At 71.0% G+C, this 17,215-nt stretch carries 16 protein-coding genes; 2 read left to right on the plus strand and 14 right to left on the minus strand.

What is annotated here, in order from left to right; genetic code table 11:
- Positions 1-256: 256 nt before the first annotated feature.
- The 7 genes from ABF401_RS03295 to ABF401_RS03325 form a co-directional block, all read right to left on the minus strand.
- On the minus strand, positions 257-1,633 hold the full coding sequence (locus ABF401_RS03295) for an acyltransferase family protein (RefSeq protein ID WP_353508112.1): 1,377 nt from the start codon (positions 1,631-1,633) through the stop codon (positions 257-259).
- Positions 1,634-1,709: 76 nt separating this feature from the next.
- A complete protein-coding gene (locus ABF401_RS03300) occupies positions 1,710-1,946 on the minus strand; it encodes a DUF6458 family protein (protein WP_353508113.1) in 237 nt (78 codons plus the stop codon).
- Between the two features lie 56 nt (positions 1,947-2,002).
- A complete protein-coding gene (locus ABF401_RS03305) occupies positions 2,003-2,860 on the minus strand; it encodes a hypothetical protein (protein ID WP_353508114.1) in 858 nt (285 codons plus the stop codon).
- A 1-nt stretch (position 2,861) separates the two neighbouring features.
- Entirely contained in the window at positions 2,862-4,721 is a 1,860-nt protein-coding gene (locus ABF401_RS03310) for an NHL domain-containing thioredoxin family protein (protein ID WP_353508115.1), read from the minus strand.
- A complete protein-coding gene (locus ABF401_RS03315; protein ID WP_353508116.1) occupies positions 4,718-5,539 on the minus strand; it encodes a carbon-nitrogen family hydrolase in 822 nt (273 codons plus the stop codon). The genes ABF401_RS03310 and ABF401_RS03315 overlap by 4 nt, the downstream gene beginning before the upstream one ends.
- Before the next feature lie 42 nt (positions 5,540-5,581).
- Positions 5,582-5,767 carry a DUF6767 domain-containing protein gene (locus tag ABF401_RS03320; RefSeq protein WP_353508117.1) on the minus strand — a complete coding sequence of 62 codons (186 nt, stop codon included), beginning with the start codon at positions 5,765-5,767 and terminating at the stop codon, positions 5,582-5,584.
- Between the two features lie 212 nt (positions 5,768-5,979).
- Positions 5,980-8,016, minus strand: a complete 2,037-nt coding sequence (locus ABF401_RS03325; RefSeq protein WP_353508118.1) for a cytochrome c oxidase assembly protein — start codon at positions 8,014-8,016, stop codon at positions 5,980-5,982.
- 26 nt (positions 8,017-8,042) lie between these two features.
- Between ABF401_RS03325 and ABF401_RS03330 the strand changes: the two genes are divergently transcribed.
- Positions 8,043-8,954: a maleylpyruvate isomerase family mycothiol-dependent enzyme gene (locus tag ABF401_RS03330; RefSeq protein ID WP_353508119.1), complete on the plus strand. Its 912-nt coding sequence runs from the start codon at positions 8,043-8,045 to the stop codon at positions 8,952-8,954.
- A gap of 20 nt (positions 8,955-8,974) precedes the next feature.
- Here the strand turns inward: ABF401_RS03330 and ABF401_RS03335 are convergent, their stop codons facing one another.
- The 6 genes from ABF401_RS03335 to ABF401_RS03360 form a co-directional block, all read right to left on the minus strand.
- Entirely contained in the window at positions 8,975-9,709 is a 735-nt protein-coding gene (locus tag ABF401_RS03335) for an ANTAR domain-containing protein (RefSeq protein ID WP_353508120.1), read from the minus strand.
- A 156-nt stretch (positions 9,710-9,865) separates the two neighbouring features.
- Positions 9,866-11,002, minus strand: coding sequence for an MFS transporter (locus ABF401_RS03340; protein WP_353508121.1), 1,137 nt, complete (start codon positions 11,000-11,002; stop codon positions 9,866-9,868).
- A gap of 201 nt (positions 11,003-11,203) precedes the next feature.
- Positions 11,204-11,974 carry an enoyl-CoA hydratase-related protein gene (locus tag ABF401_RS03345; protein WP_353508122.1) on the minus strand — a complete coding sequence of 257 codons (771 nt, stop codon included), beginning with the start codon at positions 11,972-11,974 and terminating at the stop codon, positions 11,204-11,206.
- 58 nt (positions 11,975-12,032) lie between these two features.
- Positions 12,033-13,100, minus strand: a complete 1,068-nt coding sequence (locus tag ABF401_RS03350) for an acyl-CoA dehydrogenase family protein (RefSeq protein WP_353508123.1) — start codon at positions 13,098-13,100, stop codon at positions 12,033-12,035.
- Positions 13,100-14,248 carry an acyl-CoA dehydrogenase family protein gene (locus tag ABF401_RS03355; RefSeq protein ID WP_353508124.1) on the minus strand — a complete coding sequence of 383 codons (1,149 nt, stop codon included), beginning with the start codon at positions 14,246-14,248 and terminating at the stop codon, positions 13,100-13,102. Before ABF401_RS03355 ends, ABF401_RS03350 begins: the two co-directional genes overlap by 1 nt.
- 142 nt (positions 14,249-14,390) lie before the next feature.
- Positions 14,391-15,443, minus strand: a complete 1,053-nt coding sequence (locus ABF401_RS03360) for a hypothetical protein (RefSeq protein ID WP_353508125.1) — start codon at positions 15,441-15,443, stop codon at positions 14,391-14,393.
- A 90-nt stretch (positions 15,444-15,533) separates the two neighbouring features.
- Here ABF401_RS03360 and ABF401_RS03365 point away from each other — a divergent pair, with 90 nt between their 5' ends.
- The gene (locus ABF401_RS03365; protein WP_353508126.1) at positions 15,534-16,118 is read left to right on the plus strand and encodes a TetR/AcrR family transcriptional regulator; all 585 of its coding nucleotides are present in this window, start codon (positions 15,534-15,536) and stop codon (positions 16,116-16,118) included.
- A 38-nt stretch (positions 16,119-16,156) separates the two neighbouring features.
- On the opposite strand, the gene ABF401_RS03370 is transcribed toward ABF401_RS03365, so the two are convergent.
- On the minus strand, positions 16,157-17,215 hold a 1,059-nt coding region (locus ABF401_RS03370), incomplete at its 5' end, for an Nramp family divalent metal transporter (RefSeq protein WP_353508127.1).

Here is a 17,215-nt window from a genome sequence, read left to right on the forward strand (position 1 = left end):
CACCCCGAGCGGCAACGGGTCGTCACCGGCAACGACGGCACGAACTCGTGGATGATCAGCATCAACGAAGCCCTCGGCTTCCGCATCGTCGAGCTCTGCCCCGCCTACCAGCGCAAGCTCGCCTGACCACGCCGCTTGCCCGCTGATTCGTCTGGCGAATCAGCGGGCAAGGTCGCTGGCCCCGAGCCCACTGACCGACCCGGCAAGCACCCTCCAATCGAGACGCGCCCGTAGAACTGTTCACTCGATCACCTGTTCACTCGATCAACGTGAGGGCGCCGATTCCGGCGCCCAGCACCGCAAAGCCCACGGCCGGAGTTACGTCGCCGACGAGGAAGAAGACGGCTCGGTTGCCGAGAACGTCCACGCCGACGATCGAGATGATCAGGATCCCGAAGAACACCAACAGGGCGGAGACCCCGGCAGCGACGTCAACCCAGCGTGGCCCGTGTACCGAGGCGGCCGTCGCCGTGCGCGGGCCGCGGTCGAACCGGACGAAGATCGCCACCAGCACGCCCGTGACTGCGGCCAGCACGACGAAGAGCACCGGACGCGTCAGCCACCAGGCCCACGAGGCCACCGGAGGCTGCTCCACGCCAAGTGCGCGCATCGCCAGGAGGACCGCCATCAGGCCGGTCAGGTGCCAGAGGAAGGCCGTCATCGCAAACGGCGCGGTCCGCACGACCGCCAGCCAAGCGCGGGGCCTGGAGAGCACCCGGTTCATGCCCGGCCGGAGCAGCACGGCCAGACCACAGATGCCAACACCTTGGGCGAGCAGGGCCGCGGTCGGCGGAGCCATGTTGGAGATCGGCTCCCCCGGCAACCCCACCATGGACGTCGGGTAGGGACCAATGGTGATCGCCGCCAGCATCGCGGCGTAGCCGCCCACGAACATGGCCCAGCCAACCCGCCGCGTCAGCCGGCCGTCCCGCCAGAGGAACCCGAGCTGGTGGAAGGCGAGCCACACGAAGACGAAGTTGAGGTTGCCGACGAACTCGACGGAGGTGAACCGTGCCACGTCGACGAGGAGAGCGAGCCCGACGAGGAGCCCGGCGGCATACGGCCCCCATGCTTCATGGAACGACCTCATGAGGGGAGCGAAGGCGCACGCCCCGAGGTAGATGCCCACGAACCACAGCAGCTGCGGCACGGCGACGAGCGCATCGCGCGCGAAGCGACCCTCGACGCCCGGCCGAGCGGTCAGCCCGCTGACGTGCGCGACAACTCCCAGCGCGACCCAGACCGCGAGGAAGGCGAGCGACGGGCGGAGCAGTCGCACGGCCCGCGCGCGGTAGAACGCTGCGTAGCGGCCCGGTGAACCCGGCGGTACGCGCCGGTCGAGTGAGTCGAGGGTGTAGGAGTGGGCGACGCCGCCGACGAGGAAGAAGAGCGGCATGACCTGGAGGAGCCAGGTCAGCGGCTGCAGCGCAGGGACGATGGTGAGGGCGTTGGTGATCTCGCCGTCGGGGGTGAGCACCACCATGAGCCAGTGACCGAGAACGACGACGAGCAGTGAGCCGGCACGGAGGGCGTCGACCCAGCGGTCCCGATTGGGCGGCGTCGCAGCTGCCGCCGCAGCCGCGGACCCGAGGGCTGTGTTCGGGCGACGACTCCCGGTGCGATGCGACGTCACGACTCCATGGAACTATGAAGGCGGGCCGTGCGCGTGAGTTCACGCGCTCAACCCGCCTTCCTGGGCGTCGAGGTGGTCAGTAGGCGTCGTCGCGCCGCTCGACGACGTCCGGACCGCCACGCCGCTCGGTGACCGTGGTGTGCCGCTGGCGCTGGGCGTTCTGGATGACGCCCATGATCAGGGCGAGGGCGCCGCCGACCATGAGGATGATCCCGACGGTGTCGAGGTCGGTGTTGAAGATGCTCTCATCGAGCCCGGTGAACGTCAGGATCGCCCCGAGAACCAGCAAGGTGACTCCGAGTCCGATACCCATGTCGTCTCCTTCTCCGTGTCTTCCGTGGCCGGCCACGTGCCCGCCTCGGGCAGCACTTACCCGCGACGACCGAGGATCACACGCACCAGTCCGACAATCAGGGCAATGAGGAGCAAACCAGCCGACAACCACAGTGCGGTCCGCGCCTCCGTCATGAGGCCGTCCTCCGCGAGGCCGTAGGCGGCGGTGACGACGGCGGAGCCAATGGGGTCGCGGACGACGCCGGCGGCTTCGTCGCGGCCGACGACCAAGGCGGTCGAGAAGGCGACGCTGGCCACGATGCCGCCGAGTCCAAGCAGCCCAAGGGCCCGGACCCTTTTCCGCGCCAGCAGGATGGACACAGCGGCGAGGCCCACGATGATCCACGGTGCGGCCGGGCCGGCAACGGAGCCCACGGCGTAGGTCCGTCGCGCCGTGGCGAGGTCGTCGGCAGAGAACAGTGGAATCTGGAACCGCGGCGCGACGGCGACGTCCCCCGCGACGCCGAATCGGCTGAGCAGCTGGTCCAGGCCGGTGAGCTTGATGGTGAGCGGCATGACGACCCGCCCGGTCGAGTCGACGCTGGCCGGCCGCTCGCCCTCCAGGACCGCCACGAACTCGCCGTGGGCACTGCGCAGGCCCGCGGCCCAGGCGCGGTCCACCTCGGGGCGAGCGAGCACGGTGCCGACAAGCTCGCGGAGCGGCGGCTCGAGCTGCTTGGCGACGCGGTCAGGCAGGTTCAGCTGGTCCTGCACGCTGGCGACGGTCCGGTCCGCAAGAGCGTCCCGGACCTCCGGAGACGACGCGACGGGTCGCAGCTCGGTGACGAACCGGTCGGTGTCGGTGCCGACGGAGGACACCCAGGCGACGAGCAGCGCAACCGGCAGGAGCACCACCGCGAGCACTCCCGCGAGGCCGGAGGCGAGGGAGCGCACGTCACGCGCCTCGAAGATCGAGCGTGAGGGTGCCGGGCGCACCCTCGACGAGGACGAGCGGGATGCCCCAGTCCTGTTGGAAGAGATGGCACGCCGCGTGCTCCGGAACCGCTCCGGTATCCGGGTCACCGTCGCACGCCGCCGCCTGCACCGAGACGTGCAACGTGCCGTGCCGTATGCCGCTCGCGACCGTGAGCGTCCGACGCAGCCCACGTGCCCTGCCGCCTCCGTCGAGCAGGAGCCCCTCCGGAGAGGCGGACACGTCGAGCACCGTGGGGTCGCCCCACCGGTCGTCGAGCTTCTGCCCCTTGGGCGGCACGAACGTCACCTCGAGGTGGATCGCCCCGGGGGCGAGCTCGGTCGGCGGCCGTTGGGTCCGACGAGCCGGGCCCTCGACCCGCTGCGCGTCCTGCGGCAGGGCAACGCGGGTGAGGCGGTGGCCGGCGGACTCGACGACGATGAGGCGCGTCTCCCCGGTGTCCGGATCCCGCTCGACGACGGCGTCGCTCGGCTCGGCGAGGCCACGGGCGAGGGTCGACACGTCGCGGCGAGCGGGGTCGTAGCGGCGGATCGCCCCGTTGTAGGTGTCGCTGATCGCGACCGACCCGTCCGGTAGCTCCGTGACACCGAGGGGGTGCTGGAGCAGTGCCTGCTCCGCCGGTCCGTCGCGATGGCCGAAGTCGAACAGTCCCGTGCCGACGTGGGTCTCGACGGTGAGCATGCCGTCGCCGGCCCGGGTGATCGAGCGCAGGGCTGACGTCTCCGAGTCGGCGATCCACACGCGCGCACCGTCGGCGGAGGCGCACAGCCCGGATGGCTGGGCGAGCCAGGCCTGGTCGGCGCGGCCGTCGCGCAACCCCTCATTCGCCGTGCCTCCGACGACCTCGACCATGCCCTGCTCGATGGTGTCTCCGGGTGACCACGCCCACAGCTGGTGGGTGCCCGCCATGGCGATGAGGAGGCGTTCGCCCAGCCACGCCAGGTCCCACGGCGTCGACAGGTCCTGGGTCAGGGCCGGACCGCCACCGGTGCGTTCCCGCAGTTGTCGTCCGGTCCCAGCCAAGGTGTGGACAGTGTTGTCGGAGAAGCGGATTCCCTTGAGCTGATGGTTCACCGAATCGGCGACGACCAGGTCGATGCCGAGCCGGTCGCGCACGGCCGGGGTCGCGAGCAGCACGCCCTGCGGCTCGTTGAGACTGCTGCGGTCGCCCCAGCGTGCGCGCTCGGTCTCGAGGTCTGCCTCGAGCTGGACGACCTGGTGGTTCGACGTGTCCGAGACGATGACCGACCCGTCCTCCAGGGCGACCGCCTTGCCGGGGAAGCGGAGGGCGGTGTCAGCAGGAGGCGGTGGCACGTAGGGATCATCGCCGGGCTGGAGCGTGCCCTTCGCCGCGTGCTCCTCGATGAGCTCGCCGACGAGCGACGCGAGACCCGGGCCGTGACCCTCGCCTGACATCGACGCCACGACGTAGCCCTCCGGGTCGACGACGACCAGCGTGGGCCAGGCGCGGGCCGCGTACGCCCGCCACGTCACGAGGTCCGGGTCGTCGAGGACCGGGTGGTGAACGGCGTAACGCTCGACCGCCGCCGCCAGGGCGTCGGGGTCCGCCTCGTGCTCGAACTTCGGTGAGTGGACGCCGACGATCGTCAGCGCGTCGGGATACTGCGCCTCGACCGGCCGCAGCTCGTCGAGGACATGAAGGCAGTTGACGCAGCAAAAAGTCCAGAAGTCGAGCACGAGGACGCGGCCCCGCAGGTCCGCGATGGAGTACGCCGTGCCGCCCGTGTTCAGCCAGCCTCGCCCGACCAGCTCAGGGGCCCGGACCTTGACGCGGGCCCGGGCAGCCGACGTGGCGGTCACCGCAGCCGCCGGTCGGCCAAGGCCGGGAAGGCCTGCCGCCACTGCTGGGTCGCCTCCGGGTCGACCTCGACGCTGAGCACTTCCTCGTGGGATCCAGCGGTCGCCAGGACGGTGCCCGTCGCGTCGACCACCTGCGAGCGCCCGCCCATCTCATGGCCCGCATGCGTTCCCGCTGTGTTGCACTGGATGACGACGCACTGGTTCTCGATGGCGCGAGCCTGGCCCAGGACGGTCCAGTGGGCGACGCGCCTCGCCGGCCAGGCGGCCGGGATGACGAAGACCTGGGCGCCTCGGTCGACCAGGGCCCGGTAGAGCTCCGGGAAGCGGAGGTCGTAGCACGTCGAGAGCCCGACCGGGACCGTCGGCGCCGAGCCCGCGGAGTCGGCGTCCACCGGCACGTCGATGACGACGAGCTCGTCCCCGGGGTCCATGAGTCGTGGCTCCCCCTCGCCGAACCCGAACCGGTGGATCTTCCGATACGTCGCCACGAGCTCACCGGCGGGTGAGAAGACGAGAGAGGTGTTCCACACGCCATGGCCCTCGGCGATGGCCGGCTCGCCCCGTTCCACGATGCTGCCGCCGTGCAGGGTCACGCCGGCGTCCTTCGCGGCGCCGGCGAGGGCGTCGGCAACGGGCCCGTCGACGGACTCCGCGCGAGCGTCCCAGCTGGCGTAGTCGAAACCGCCGGCCGGCCACAGCTCGGGGAGGACGACGAGGTCATGACCCTCCTGGGCTCGGACGAGGTCGACGACCCGGGCGGTCCGGTCGGCGACGCTCTCGTCGTCACCGTAGGCGAGCTGGATGACGGCTACCTTCATGCCCCAACTCTCACACACCGAGTGCGGTCGTGAGACGGCCGGTCAGCTCGCGGCGAGCTGCTGGGACCGGACCTGCCGGCGCTTCTCGGCGAGCTGCTCGCGCCACTCGGGGTCCGACTGCACGAGGTAGACCAGGCCACAGTCCTGCGGACCCTCGGCCCCGGGGAAGCACAGGCTGCAAGGCTCGCCGACCCGGATCGGGCACTTCGCTTGTGGTGCGCTGGCCATGCAGCCAATCCTACGCTTGGTAGTAGTTGAATACAAAACCAGTGTGCCGTAGGCCGCTGAGCTAGCCGACGGGGGCTCAACCTGGTTCGAGGTTGCATCTCGCTCTCGAGAGCGAGCTGCAACCTCGAACCAGATACCTCGAATCGACTGGGAGCCGGCCCAGCGGCAAACCCCCTCTTGTGCAGCGCGCAGTTGGCGCCGCTTCCATCAGATCAGTGAGAGGCCTGGTCGCGCTCGGCGAGTCGGGCCAGCCGCTCGTTGTAGGCGGCCAGCTCGGCATCGCCGTCCCGGTCAGCACGCCGGTCGCGGCGCCGGCTCTCCGCCTTGTCGGCGCGGAACCACTGGGTGGCGACGAGCAAGGCCAGCATGAGCGCGGGGAGCTCCCCGATGCCCCAGGCGATCGCGCCGCCGTAGCGCTGGTCCGCCAGCGGATCGTCGATCCACGACACGTTGATCGTCGTGAAGAAGTCGGGGGCCAGCAAGGTGCTCCCGCTCATGATGGACACCCCGAAGAAGGCGTGGAACGCGATCGTCGCGAAGAGCACGATGAGGCGCAGCGCCGGGCTCCACTTCGGCGGGCCCGGGTCGATACCGACCAGCACCCACGCGAAGAGGTATCCCGCCAGGAGGAAGTGGACCGTCATGACGAGGTGTCCGGTGTGGGTCGTCAGCGCCAGCTCGAACAGGCCCGTCCAGTAGAAGACGACCAGGCTCATGAAGAAGAAGACAGCAGCGAAGATCGGGTTGCCCACGACCTTGAGGTAGGGCGAGTGGATGACGCCGAGCAACAGCTCGCGGGGTCCCAGGGTGCCGTCGTCGCGCTTGCGCAGGGCCCGAAGCGCCAGGGTGATCGGCGCCCCGAGGACGAGCAGGATCGGGACGACCATCGCCTCGATCATGTGCAGCGTCATGTGCCAGGAGAACGCGACCCTCCCATAGATGCCGAGCACGCCGCTCGTCGCCCAGATGAAGACGAGCCAGCCGAGGATCCAGGTGACCGTTCGGAGCACGGGCCAGCGGTCCCCCCGCCGCGCCAGCCGGACGACCCCGGCGAGATAGAGGCCGATCGCAAGCAACGCCACTGCGAGGAAGAGCCAGTCGACCCGCCAGGCCGTGATCCACGACAGTGCCGTCGGTGCGGGCGGCTCGGGGAAGTCGGTGAGCGCGAGGGCCGGGCTCGGGTTCGGGACCGTCTCAGGCACCGGCGGCTCGGTCCTGGCCAGCGCCGTCGCCAGGCCGAATGCCAGGCCCATGACGACGACCTCCCCCATGGCGAGGCGCAGGAAGGCCCTGCCCTGTCCCGACCCGTCGGCTCGCCGTCGCTCGAGCGCGTCAATCGTGCTGCTCCGGTGCCACCACCCGGCGAAGCCGAGCAGCACGAGCGCAGCCGCCTTGAGCATGACGATGATCCCGTAGGAGGTCATCAGGTCCGCGATCCTGGCGAACCGGGTGGTGGCAGCGAGCACTCCCGAGGCGGCCAACGCGATGAAAGCCCACAAGGCGACCGTGGAGTAGCGGCGAACGACAGCCGGCAGGGCGGTGCCGAGCTGGGGCCGCAGCACGATGAGGGCGAGCAGTCCCCCGGTCCAGAGCGTCGCGCTCAGCAGGTGCACGCCCATCGCGTTGACCGCGGTCTCGTGCTCGGAGGACCCGCCCGCGTGCCCAGCCAACCCGAGAACGGCAATGCCGAAGAGGGCGACGACCGAGAGCGCAACGGCGACCGAGCGCGCCCGAGCGACGGCTGCTCCGGAGGCCACGACGAACGCTGCCATCGCCGAGATGAGGCCGATCCGCAGGGTGTCGAGGGACCACAGCGAGCGCAGCAGCTCCGGCGCATAGCGGGGATCGCCGAGAGCAAGGCCGGACGCGTCAGCGAAGGTGAAGAGGACGACGACGACCCCGGCGATGGCCCAGACGAAGGCCGACGCGGTGGCGATCCGGAAGGCTGCGGCCCGACGCGGCTCCTCGAGCGCTGCGGACGCCTTCCTCGTCGCGCCCGGGACCATGGTCGCCGCCAGCACCAGGGTGCCCACCGTGAGCGCCGCTGCGACGTCGTGGACGAGCCGAACGGGCGGGAGCGCCCAGCGGACCACCGGCCCTGCGTCGCTGAGGCCCGCGGGCGGGGGGGCGACGGCACCGCTCAGGGATGCAGCGAGCACGCTGGCACCCAGCCCGGCGACCACGACGAGCGCCACGGCCCACGGACCCGGGGACCGGACAGCAGCGAAGGGACGGGCAGGCGAGGACATGGCTCAAGCGTAAGTAGTCTGGGGTCATGCCTCTGCACCCGGCCGCACCTGACGACCTTGGCGGCTTGCTCGACGCCTTCGAGCAGGTGGTCCAGGCGATCGTCGACCTGGGCTGGGCCTGTCGCGAGGAGGACTTCGACAAGCCGACCGAGAATCCCGGATGGACCGTCAAGGACCACTTCGTCCACGTCGTGGCGACGGAGAAGGCCTTCGCGGCGCTGCCTCGCGAGCCGCTCAACCCGCCGAACCCGCGCGACGTCCGAGGTCAGTTCGACCGCATCGTCGACGTGGAGGTCGCGGCCCGCAGGCAGTGGACCGGCCGCAGCATCGTCTCCGAGCTCGCCGACTTCCATCAGCACCGGATGTCACAGCTCCGGTCCCTCGACCTGACGCTGGAGTCCGAGATCGCAGGATTCTTCCGCGAGCACACCACGTTCGGTGACCAGCTCCGGTCGCAGATCACGGACACCTGGGTGCACGAGCAGGACCTCCGCACGGCTCTCGATCGCCCGGGCGACCTCGACTCACCGGCCGCGGCCGTCTTCACCTCCGCCATCATCGACGCGCTGCCGCTCATCGCGGTGCGCAACGCCGGCATCGAGCCGGGCCACGGCATCGTCCTCGACGTCACCGGTCCGGTCCTCGCGAGGGGCGGAGCGCGAGTCGTCGAGGACGAGCACGGCCAGCCGCAGGGTGAGGAGCTCTTCAGCGGGCAGGACCGCCCGGAGGGCGAGGAACCGCTCGACGTGACGACGATTCAGCTGACGACCGAGGCGCTGACCCGTCGTGCGGCGGGCCGGCGCGCGACCGACGAGATCCACTGCACCGTCAGCGGTGACTCAGACACGGCGCGCCGGGTGCTCGACGCGCTGGACGTGCTCGCACCGTCGCGTGGCTCCACCGATGCCCCGCAGACAGGCCAGAGCCTGCCCGGCTGACCGGGGCGGCGCGGCGAAGGTCAGCTCCGGCCCGGAGGCACCTTCCCGCCGTACTGACGGTCCTGTCCGCGCACCACCTGCTCCGCGACGTGGGCGAGCTTCATGTTGAGGTCCTGCGAGGTGCGCCGAAGCAGCTCGAACGCCGCGTCCGCGTCGACCCGGTGCGCGGCCATGAGCAGGCCGACGGCCTTGCCGATTTCGCGGTTGCTCTGCAGCCCGAGCCGCAACGTCTCCGCCTCCTCCCGTGCGCGCAGCGCCGTGAGCGCCACGGACGCGAACGCAGCGAGCACGGCGCCCTGGTCAGCGGACCGCTGGGTCAGGCACCCCGGCACGTCGGCGAAGATGTTGAGCGCACCGACCTTGCCGCCGTCGAGCAGGAGCCGGTAGCCGATCGCGGAGCGCACCGGAGTCTCCTTGACGACGCGCTCGGTGAATCGGGGCCACGGGGTCGTGCCGGACGTGAGGTCGGCGTCGTGCTGGTACGCCTCGTCGAGGATCGCGTCGAGGCAGGGACCCTCGCGGACCTCCCTCTCGATCTCGTCCACCCGTGCCGCGATGTCGTCCGTCGCCGCCGCGGTGACGTACTGTCCCCGCTGGCGGAGCATGAGCGAGGAACGCTCGCACCCGTCGACGAGGCGGCGGGCGGCGTCGACGATCGACTCGTGGATCGCAGCCGCATCGGCTCCGGCATAGATCAGCCCGGAGAGGCGGACGAAGGTCTCCCGGGTCGCGTCGTCAGGTCGGACATCGGTCACGCGTGCCATCGTCGCATGTCTCGACGCCTTGCGGGCTGCCTGAGCGGGCGGGGCACACACTCCACGGTCGTGCGGCAGCGAGCTCAGCGGCATACGGCAGCCGTATGCCGCTGAGCCGGCACCCGCTGCACGTGGCCGCTCACCGGGTGGCCCGGTCTACCGAAGATTGGCCATCTCGCGACGGGAGAGCAACGCGCGTGTGCCCAGGGCCATGAGGAAGGCGGACGCCGCCGCGACGACGGCGACCCAGTAGCCGTGGCGCGCGCCGACCCGGTCGATGACGGCGCCCGACACCGCCGACCCGACCGCGATGCCGATGATGAGCCCGGTGAGGACGATGGTCATGCCTTCGTTGAGCTGTGCCCTCGGGACGATGCGCTCGATGAGGTTCATCGTGGTGATGAGGGTGGGCGCCGTCGCGATGCCCGCCACGAACATCACGGCGGCGAGGACCCAGAGGTTGCCGGCGAGCAGGACCGGCGCCTCGAGCACCATCATCCCGAAGGTGCCGGCGATGAGCAGCTTGAGCAGGTTGCGGCCGTGCGAGACCTGACCGAAGACGAGGCCCGACAGGGCCGAGCCGGCGGCGAAGAGGGCCAGGATCGCCCCGGCGGCGTTGCCGTGCCCCGCCTCCTGGGCGACGGCCAGGGTGACGACCTCGTTGACGCCGAAGATGACGCCGGTCATCACCATGATGAACGCGAGCGGGAGGATACCGGGGTTGTGGTGGGCGTGCCCGTGCGGCCGCTCGTGGTGCGGCACGACCGGGGGCTCCGTCGAGCGCGCCGACACGAAGACGAGGACCCCGATGGCGTAGCAGATCGTCGCGAAGAGGAAGCCTGCCTCGGGGAAGACCGAGGTGGACAGCCAGATCGCGAGTACCGGCCCGATGACGAAGGTGACCTCCTCCATGACCTGCTCGAAGGACATCGCCGTGTGCAGCTTGCGCGGGTCGTGGGCGAAGATGTGCGACCACCTGGCCCGCGCCATGGTGCCGAGGTTGGGGATGACAGCGCACAGCGGGAAGGTGATGAAGAGGATCCACGCCGGCCAGCCCCGCCACGACGCGATCATCGTCAGGGCCGCCCAGAATCCGGACCAGATGAAGAACGGCACGGCGACCCGCCGCTGCCCGTAGCGGTCGACGAGCCGACCCGTGACCGGCGCCGCGATCGCCAGGGCGATGAGGCCGGTGGCCATGACGGCTCCGGCGAGCTCGTACGAGCCGCGGCGTGAGGCGACCATCGCCACGGTCGCGACGGCGAACATCGCGCCGGCCGAGCGTGCGGTCATCCCCCCGATGATGAAGGTGCGTGCCCCGGGCACCTCGAACAGCGGTCGGTACGACGAGAGCAATACGGTTCCTGGGGTCGGGTGGAGGGTCGGGTGGTGGGCTGATCGGGTGGTGGGCTGATCGGGTGCAGGCTGGTCGGCTCGTGGCCCGGGCCATCGTCGCACGCCCGGCAGCGGATCGCCGCGTCGCCTCCGTGCCGGTCAGGCGTCGGGGTCGCGGACGGCCTGCTCCGTGGACGGACCATACTTGCGTCGCAGCGACCACATCTGCGGGGAGCGCTCGAGCTCCACGGCGACGTCCCAGGCGACTCCCCCGGGGGCGGTCTCGCAGCGGAAGCTGCGGACGACGCGGCGGGCGAGCTCGGGGTCCGTGGCCACGCGTGCTGCGAGCGCGTGCGCCTCGCCCTCGACCTGCTCGTCGTCGTGCGCCGCCCAGGCGAGCCCGAGCTCGACGGCGCGCTCTCCGCTGACCTCTTCGCCGAAGAGGCCCAGCGCCGCGGCGGCCTCCCGGCCCGCCACGCGGTTCAGCAGAGTGAAATGGCCGCCACCCGGGTGGATGCCGATCTGGGCGAAGCCGGACAGGAACCTCGCGGTGCGCGAGACGATGCGCAGGTCCGTGGCGAGGGCGAGGTTGAGACCCGCGCCGACAGCTGCGCCGCGTACTGCTGCGATGGTCGGCACGCCGACGTCGCCGATCGTCGTGAAGGCGCGGTAGACGGTCTCGAGGTTGCGGTAGGCCGAGTCCTCGACCGGGTCTCGTCCCGTGTCGGCCAGGACGGCGCGGACCGCGCCGGCGCAGAAGTGGCGGCCACCGGTGACGACGACGGCGCCGACGGTCGGATCGGAGTCGGCCGTTCGGGCCGCGTCGACGAGCTCGCGTGACATCTCGACCGAGAGGGCATTTCGCCGGTCGGGTGCGTCGAGGGTGATGGTGGCGACTCCGTCAGCGACGACGTAGGCGACGTCGGTCATGGGACTCCTTCGGGGGCTTGGTCGTGCTTGGGCGGTCGGCGCAGGGTCGGAACCCGGTTCAGCGCCGGCCGGTGAGGATGAGGGGCCAGAGGTGGTCGCGTCCGGCGTGGGTGGCGAGCTCGGCCAGGGTCTCGTCCCACTCGTGAACCGAGCCGTACTCGCTGCGGCGCACGAGGATCGGCCTGGTGAGCAGGTGCAGCTCGTGCTCCAGGGTCGTGCCGATGGCGCCGAGCACCTGATGGGCGTTGCGCACGACGACGGAGGCGGCATGGCCGACGCAGGACTTGGCGACGCCGACCATGAAGAGCATGCCGGGATCCTCCCAGTTCGAGGCCGCGGCGCGGGCCACCGCGGTGTCCGTGGCCGCGCGCGCGAGGGAGGACTCGGTGGCGATGTCGGCGACGAGGTGTTGGACGGCCTGGAAGGAGCCGATGGGTCGGCCGAACTGCTCACGGTGCCGGGCGTGTGTGACGGCGAGCTCGAGGACGCGCTCCAGGGCTCCGCACACCTGGGCCGACCGCGCGAGTGCACCGCGGATGTGGAACTGCTGGCCGACCGCGTCGTCGACGACGGGAGCGGACTCGAGTTCTGAGAGATCGAACAGCACGCTGTCGCAGGGCTCGCCCGCGAGGTTGCGGCCGGGCGTGATGTCCACGTGGTCGCGCGGCACGTCGGCCACCCGCCAGGTCTGCCCGTCCTCCCAGAGGGCCACGATGACGTCCGCGTCCCGGCCGAAGGTGACGTTGAGGGCACGTCCGGAAGGGTCTGGGCGGCATACGGTTCGCAGTTCGCCCCCGTTGGGCAGCCCGGCCTCGTCGAGAAGCCACGCAGCGAGGAACCCGTGCTCGGCGAGCGGGACGGGCGCGCCCGCAGCGGCTGCCAGGCCGAGCAGGGCCGCACCGTCGATCCAGGAGGCCCCGCTGCCGCCACTCTCCTCCGATGCGGTGAGGCGGGTGAGGCCGAGTCCCTCCAGCTGCGCCCAGAGTCCTGGGTCAAACGTGACGTGGTCGGAGGGCGCCGGCCGCGTGGAGCGGTAGTCGTCGAAGAGCTCGGTCAGCACGGCCACGAGACCCGGGTCGGCGGCCGCGGGCTGGACGAGGGGGGTGTCGGAACGGGCGCCGGTCATCAGCGCAGGCCCAGCCCGCGCGCGATGACGCCCCGCAGGATCTCGTTCGTGCCGCCACGCAAGGTGAAACCGGGGCGTTGGAGGATCGCGCTGTGCAGGAGTCCGTGGAGCTCCTCGTCCTCGATCCAGCCACTCGCGGTGAGCAGGTCCACATGGTCGGCGATGTCACCCTCCGTCGTCGTCCCGAGCACCTTGACGACCGCCGCGCCGAGGTCTGCCCGGGCGTGCGCCTCCAGGGCGGTCGAGACGGCCAACGACATGTCGTGCAGGGCGGCCACTCGGGCGACCTGGCGGCCCAACCCGTGGTCAAGGGGCAGCCGGCCCTCCATCATGGCCTGCGCCGCGGCTGCCAGCAGCTGGAAGGTGGAGAGGAACCGCTCCGGCCCGCTGCGCTCGAAGCCCAGCTCCGACGTGGCCTGCCTCCAGCCCTCGCCGATGGTGCCGAGCACGCGGTCGTCGGGGATGAGGACGCCATCGAGATGGACCTCGTCGAAGTGGTGTTCACCGCCCATCGAGACGATCGGGCGAATCTCCACGCCCGGCGCGTGCAGGTCCACGATGAACTGGCTCAGGCCGGCGTGCCGACGGGCCGGATCGAGCGGTGCCGAGCGGGCCAGGGCGAAGAAGGCGTCGGCCTCATGCGCCCCGGACGTCCACACCTTGGTGCCGGTGAGGCGCCATCCCCCGTCGACCCTCTCGGCGCGGGTGCGGACGCTCGCGAGGTCCGAGCCGGCGTCCGGTTCGCTCATCCCGATCCCGAAGACGACCTCGCCCCGGCTGATCCTCGGCAGGAGGGCCCGCTTCTGCTCCTCGGTGCCGTGGGCGAGCAGGGCCGGGCCGACCTGGCGCTCGGCGACCCAGTGCGCTGCAACGGGCGCCCCGACGACGAGGAGCTCCTCCATCACGACGAACCGCTCGACGTAGGTCCGGCCCTGCCCGCCGTACTCCTTGGGGATCACCATGCCGAGCCAGCCCCGCCGGGCGAGCGCCTGCGTGAAGGCGCGGTCCCACCGGGTCAGCCAGGTGTCCACGTGTGGGGTGAAGCACCCGGCGGCGATCTGCTCGCCCAGGAAGTCCCTGACCTCCCGTCGCAGCTCCGTCAGCGCCTCGCCCTCCGTCACGACCGGAGGCACCAGCTGCCGACTCATGTCCCACTCCTCGTGTCCTTCGGGCGACTGCCACACCGTGCCACGCCCCTACATAACCGCAACACGCCCGGCTCCTCGCAACGCACCCCGGAAATTTCCGGGGTGCGTTGCGAGGAGCCGGGCGTGTTGCGGGGTGGATGGGTCAGGCGGCGGTGACGGCGGCGGTGGTGTGCCGCTTTCGCGAGGCGACGGCGACGAGCACGATGCCGAGCAGGAACCAGGCACCGAGGACGAGAAGGTGCGGGCCGGAACCGGCACCGTCGAAGTACGCGGAGCTGCGGAGCAGCTGACCTCCGGCGCCCGGCGGCAGCCAGGCCCCGATCGTGCGCCAGGGCTCGGCGAGGAACTCGGGAGCGGTGGCCAGCCCCGAAAGGGGGTTACCGAGGAGAAGGAACACCGCCACGCCGAGGCCGAACCCGGGGTATCCGGCCACGAGGAGCAGTCCGAGGAGCGTCGCGGACATCGCGGCGATGACCGCGGCCATGGCTGCAGCGTCGAGCAGCCAGCTCCCCCCGAAGACGCCGTACCAGTGCAGCAGCCCAGCCAGCGCCGCCCCCAGGACGACTGCGGTCGTCAGGACGCCGGCGAGCTTGGCCCACGTGCCTCTGACGAGCCGGTTCATGGCGAGGACCGGTGCGATGGACCCGATGAGCAGGGGCAGCAGGGCGGTGGCCAAGCCGGCTCCACGGCTGTCGTCGGCGGGCAGGGAGACGACCTCCTTGACCGGGACGGCCCGGCCCTGCTGCTGCCCCAGCTGCGCAGCCAGGCCGGAGAGACCCTGAGCGACAACGGGACTCGCCGCAGGAGCGGTCAACATCATGGCCCCGCTGGGCCCGAGCGCGATGCCACCGTAGACCTCGCGGTCGCGGATTGCCTGGGACAGGTGCGCCTCGTCGGCGAAGGTGGTCACCGAGAACGCTTCGGACGCCTGGGCGCTGAGGCCTCCGGCCAGCTGCTGCACCGCGGGAGCGGGACCGGCGATCCCGATGGGCACCCCGCGCGGCTCACTGTTGATCGCGGGCAGGGTGAAGGCAGTCAGGACGAGGCCGATGAGGATCGTCAGGGCGACGATCGCCCCCCAGGCGCCGCCGGGAGGCAGGTACTCGATGCCCGGACGGGGAGAGGATGAGGCGGCCGGTCCGGGGGGTTGACCGGCTACTCCGGCCGGGGCTTCGTGGGTGGTTCCTGATGACATGAGACATTCCTTTCAACGCTTGTTGAAAACAACGTTAGCCCTCGACCCGAGAGGTTTCAACACCTGATGAAATAGCTCTATGCTGGGCTCATGTCGCGTCGCCCCGGGCCCCGCTCCGACCGCGCCGACGTGCGGGGCGACATCCTCGACTCGGCACGGGCCCTGTTCGCCACGCGTGGCTTCAAGGGCACGACGATGCGTGCCGTGGCAGACGGCGCCGGAGTCGACGTGGCGCTCGTGCCCTACTACTTCGGCAACAAGGACGGCCTGTTCGCGGCGACGCTCGAGCTGCCGGTCGACCCTCGGGAGAAGCTCGACGAGATCTTCGCGCAAGGGCTCGACGGGATCGGCGAGCGCATCGCCCGGACCATGGCCACCCTCGTCGACGACGAGGCGACCGGGCCCGCGATGCTCGGCCTGATGCGGTCGGCGATGACGGACGGCCCTGCCCACGACGTGGTGCGTGACTTCATCGAGAACGTCATCATCGAGGGCTACGCGAGGCACCTGGACGCTCCCCACGCTCGCCGTCGGGCCGCGCTCGCGGCCACCCAGATCGTGGGCCTGGCAATGGGCCGGCACGTGCTCCGCCTCGAGCCGCTCGCCAGCATGACGGTCGACGAGATCGTGGAGCACGTCGGCCCGACGCTGCAGCGCTACCTCGAGGGCGCCTGACCCCCACCGCGGGCGCGGGTCGGCGGCTCGACCATGGGTCAGCCGGATACGACGAGGAAGGCGCAGAGGCCCACGATGACGGCCGTGATCAGAGCGGCCGTGAGGGTGGTCAGCCGGTGGTTCGCGAGGCGGCCCATGAGCCTGCGGTCATGGGTGAACAGCAGGAGCGGGATGAGCGTCCCGGGCAGCGCGAACGACAGGACCACCTGGCTCCACACGAGGGCATTGGTCGGCTCGACCCCGAGGCCGAGGATGACCAGGGCAGGAATCACCGCGAGCATGCGTCGCAGCAGAGCCGGGATCGGCTTGCGCCCGAAGCCGGTCATGACGACATCGCCGGTCTGCACGCCGACGAGCGTCGCCGCCAGGCCGGAGGCGAGCAGCGCCACGGCCAGCATCGTCGCCGCGATCTGGCCCGCACTGGCGCCGAGGGCCGCGTACGCCGACTCGATGCTCGCTCCCGCCCCGGACGGCAGCGCCGCCGAGAACACCACCAGGCTCACGTTGGCGACGCCGGCCACGCTCATGGCGATGACGACCGACCGGACCGTATGCCGTCCGAGGCGCAGGCGCTCGTCCTGGGACGGCACGACGGTGCCGTCATCGCGCGACCGCGACGCGGCCGAGTGGAAGTGCAGCGCGTGGGGCATGACGGTGGCACCGACGATGCCGACGGCGAGCAGGGCCGCCGAGGAGTCGAGCCGGCCCGGGACGATCGACCGCAGCAGAGCCGCCCGGTCGACATCCGCGATGAACACCTGCCAGACCAGGGACGCGATGATGACGGCGAGCATGACGAGGACGACCGACTCGAAGTGGCTTCGCCCGTGGACCTTGAGGTACAGCACGAACAGGCTGAACCCCGTGACCGCGACGGCGCCCCACATCAGTGGCAGCCCGAAGAGCAGGTAGAGCGCGATGGCGCCCCCGACGATCTCGGCGAGGGCGGTCATGATGACGACGATCTCGGCCTGGGCCCAGAGCAGGACTCGCCCGACGCCCGGGAACCGCAGGGCGCTGTGCTCGGCGAGGCTCATCCCCGTGACCATGCCGAGCTTGGCCGCAAGGTACTGGATCACCATGGCCGAGCAGCTCGC

Source organism: Intrasporangium sp. (assembly GCF_040414665.1).
Lineage (GTDB): Bacteria > Actinomycetota > Actinomycetes > Actinomycetales > Dermatophilaceae > Intrasporangium.

Coding starts and splice junctions, on each gene's coding strand:
- ABF401_RS03300 (WP_353508113.1), bottom strand. CDS start 1,946: ATGGGTATCGGACTCGGAGTCACCTTGCTGGTTCTCGGGGCGATCCTG.
- ABF401_RS03315 (WP_353508116.1), bottom strand. CDS start 5,539: ATGAAGGTAGCCGTCATCCAGCTCGCCTACGGTGACGACGAGAGCGTC.
- ABF401_RS03320 (WP_353508117.1), bottom strand. CDS start 5,767: ATGGCCAGCGCACCACAAGCGAAGTGCCCGATCCGGGTCGGCGAGCCT.
- ABF401_RS03325 (WP_353508118.1), bottom strand. CDS start 8,016: ATGTCCTCGCCTGCCCGTCCCTTCGCTGCTGTCCGGTCCCCGGGTCCG.
- ABF401_RS03330 (WP_353508119.1), top strand. CDS start 8,043: ATGCCTCTGCACCCGGCCGCACCTGACGACCTTGGCGGCTTGCTCGAC.
- ABF401_RS03340 (WP_353508121.1), bottom strand. CDS start 11,002: ATGACCGCACGCTCGGCCGGCGCGATGTTCGCCGTCGCGACCGTGGCG.
- ABF401_RS03345 (WP_353508122.1), bottom strand. CDS start 11,974: ATGACCGACGTCGCCTACGTCGTCGCTGACGGAGTCGCCACCATCACC.
- ABF401_RS03350 (WP_353508123.1), bottom strand. CDS start 13,100: ATGACCGGCGCCCGTTCCGACACCCCCCTCGTCCAGCCCGCGGCCGCC.
- ABF401_RS03355 (WP_353508124.1), bottom strand. CDS start 14,248: ATGAGTCGGCAGCTGGTGCCTCCGGTCGTGACGGAGGGCGAGGCGCTG.
- ABF401_RS03360 (WP_353508125.1), bottom strand. CDS start 15,443: ATGTCATCAGGAACCACCCACGAAGCCCCGGCCGGAGTAGCCGGTCAA.
- ABF401_RS03365 (WP_353508126.1), top strand. CDS start 15,534: ATGTCGCGTCGCCCCGGGCCCCGCTCCGACCGCGCCGACGTGCGGGGC.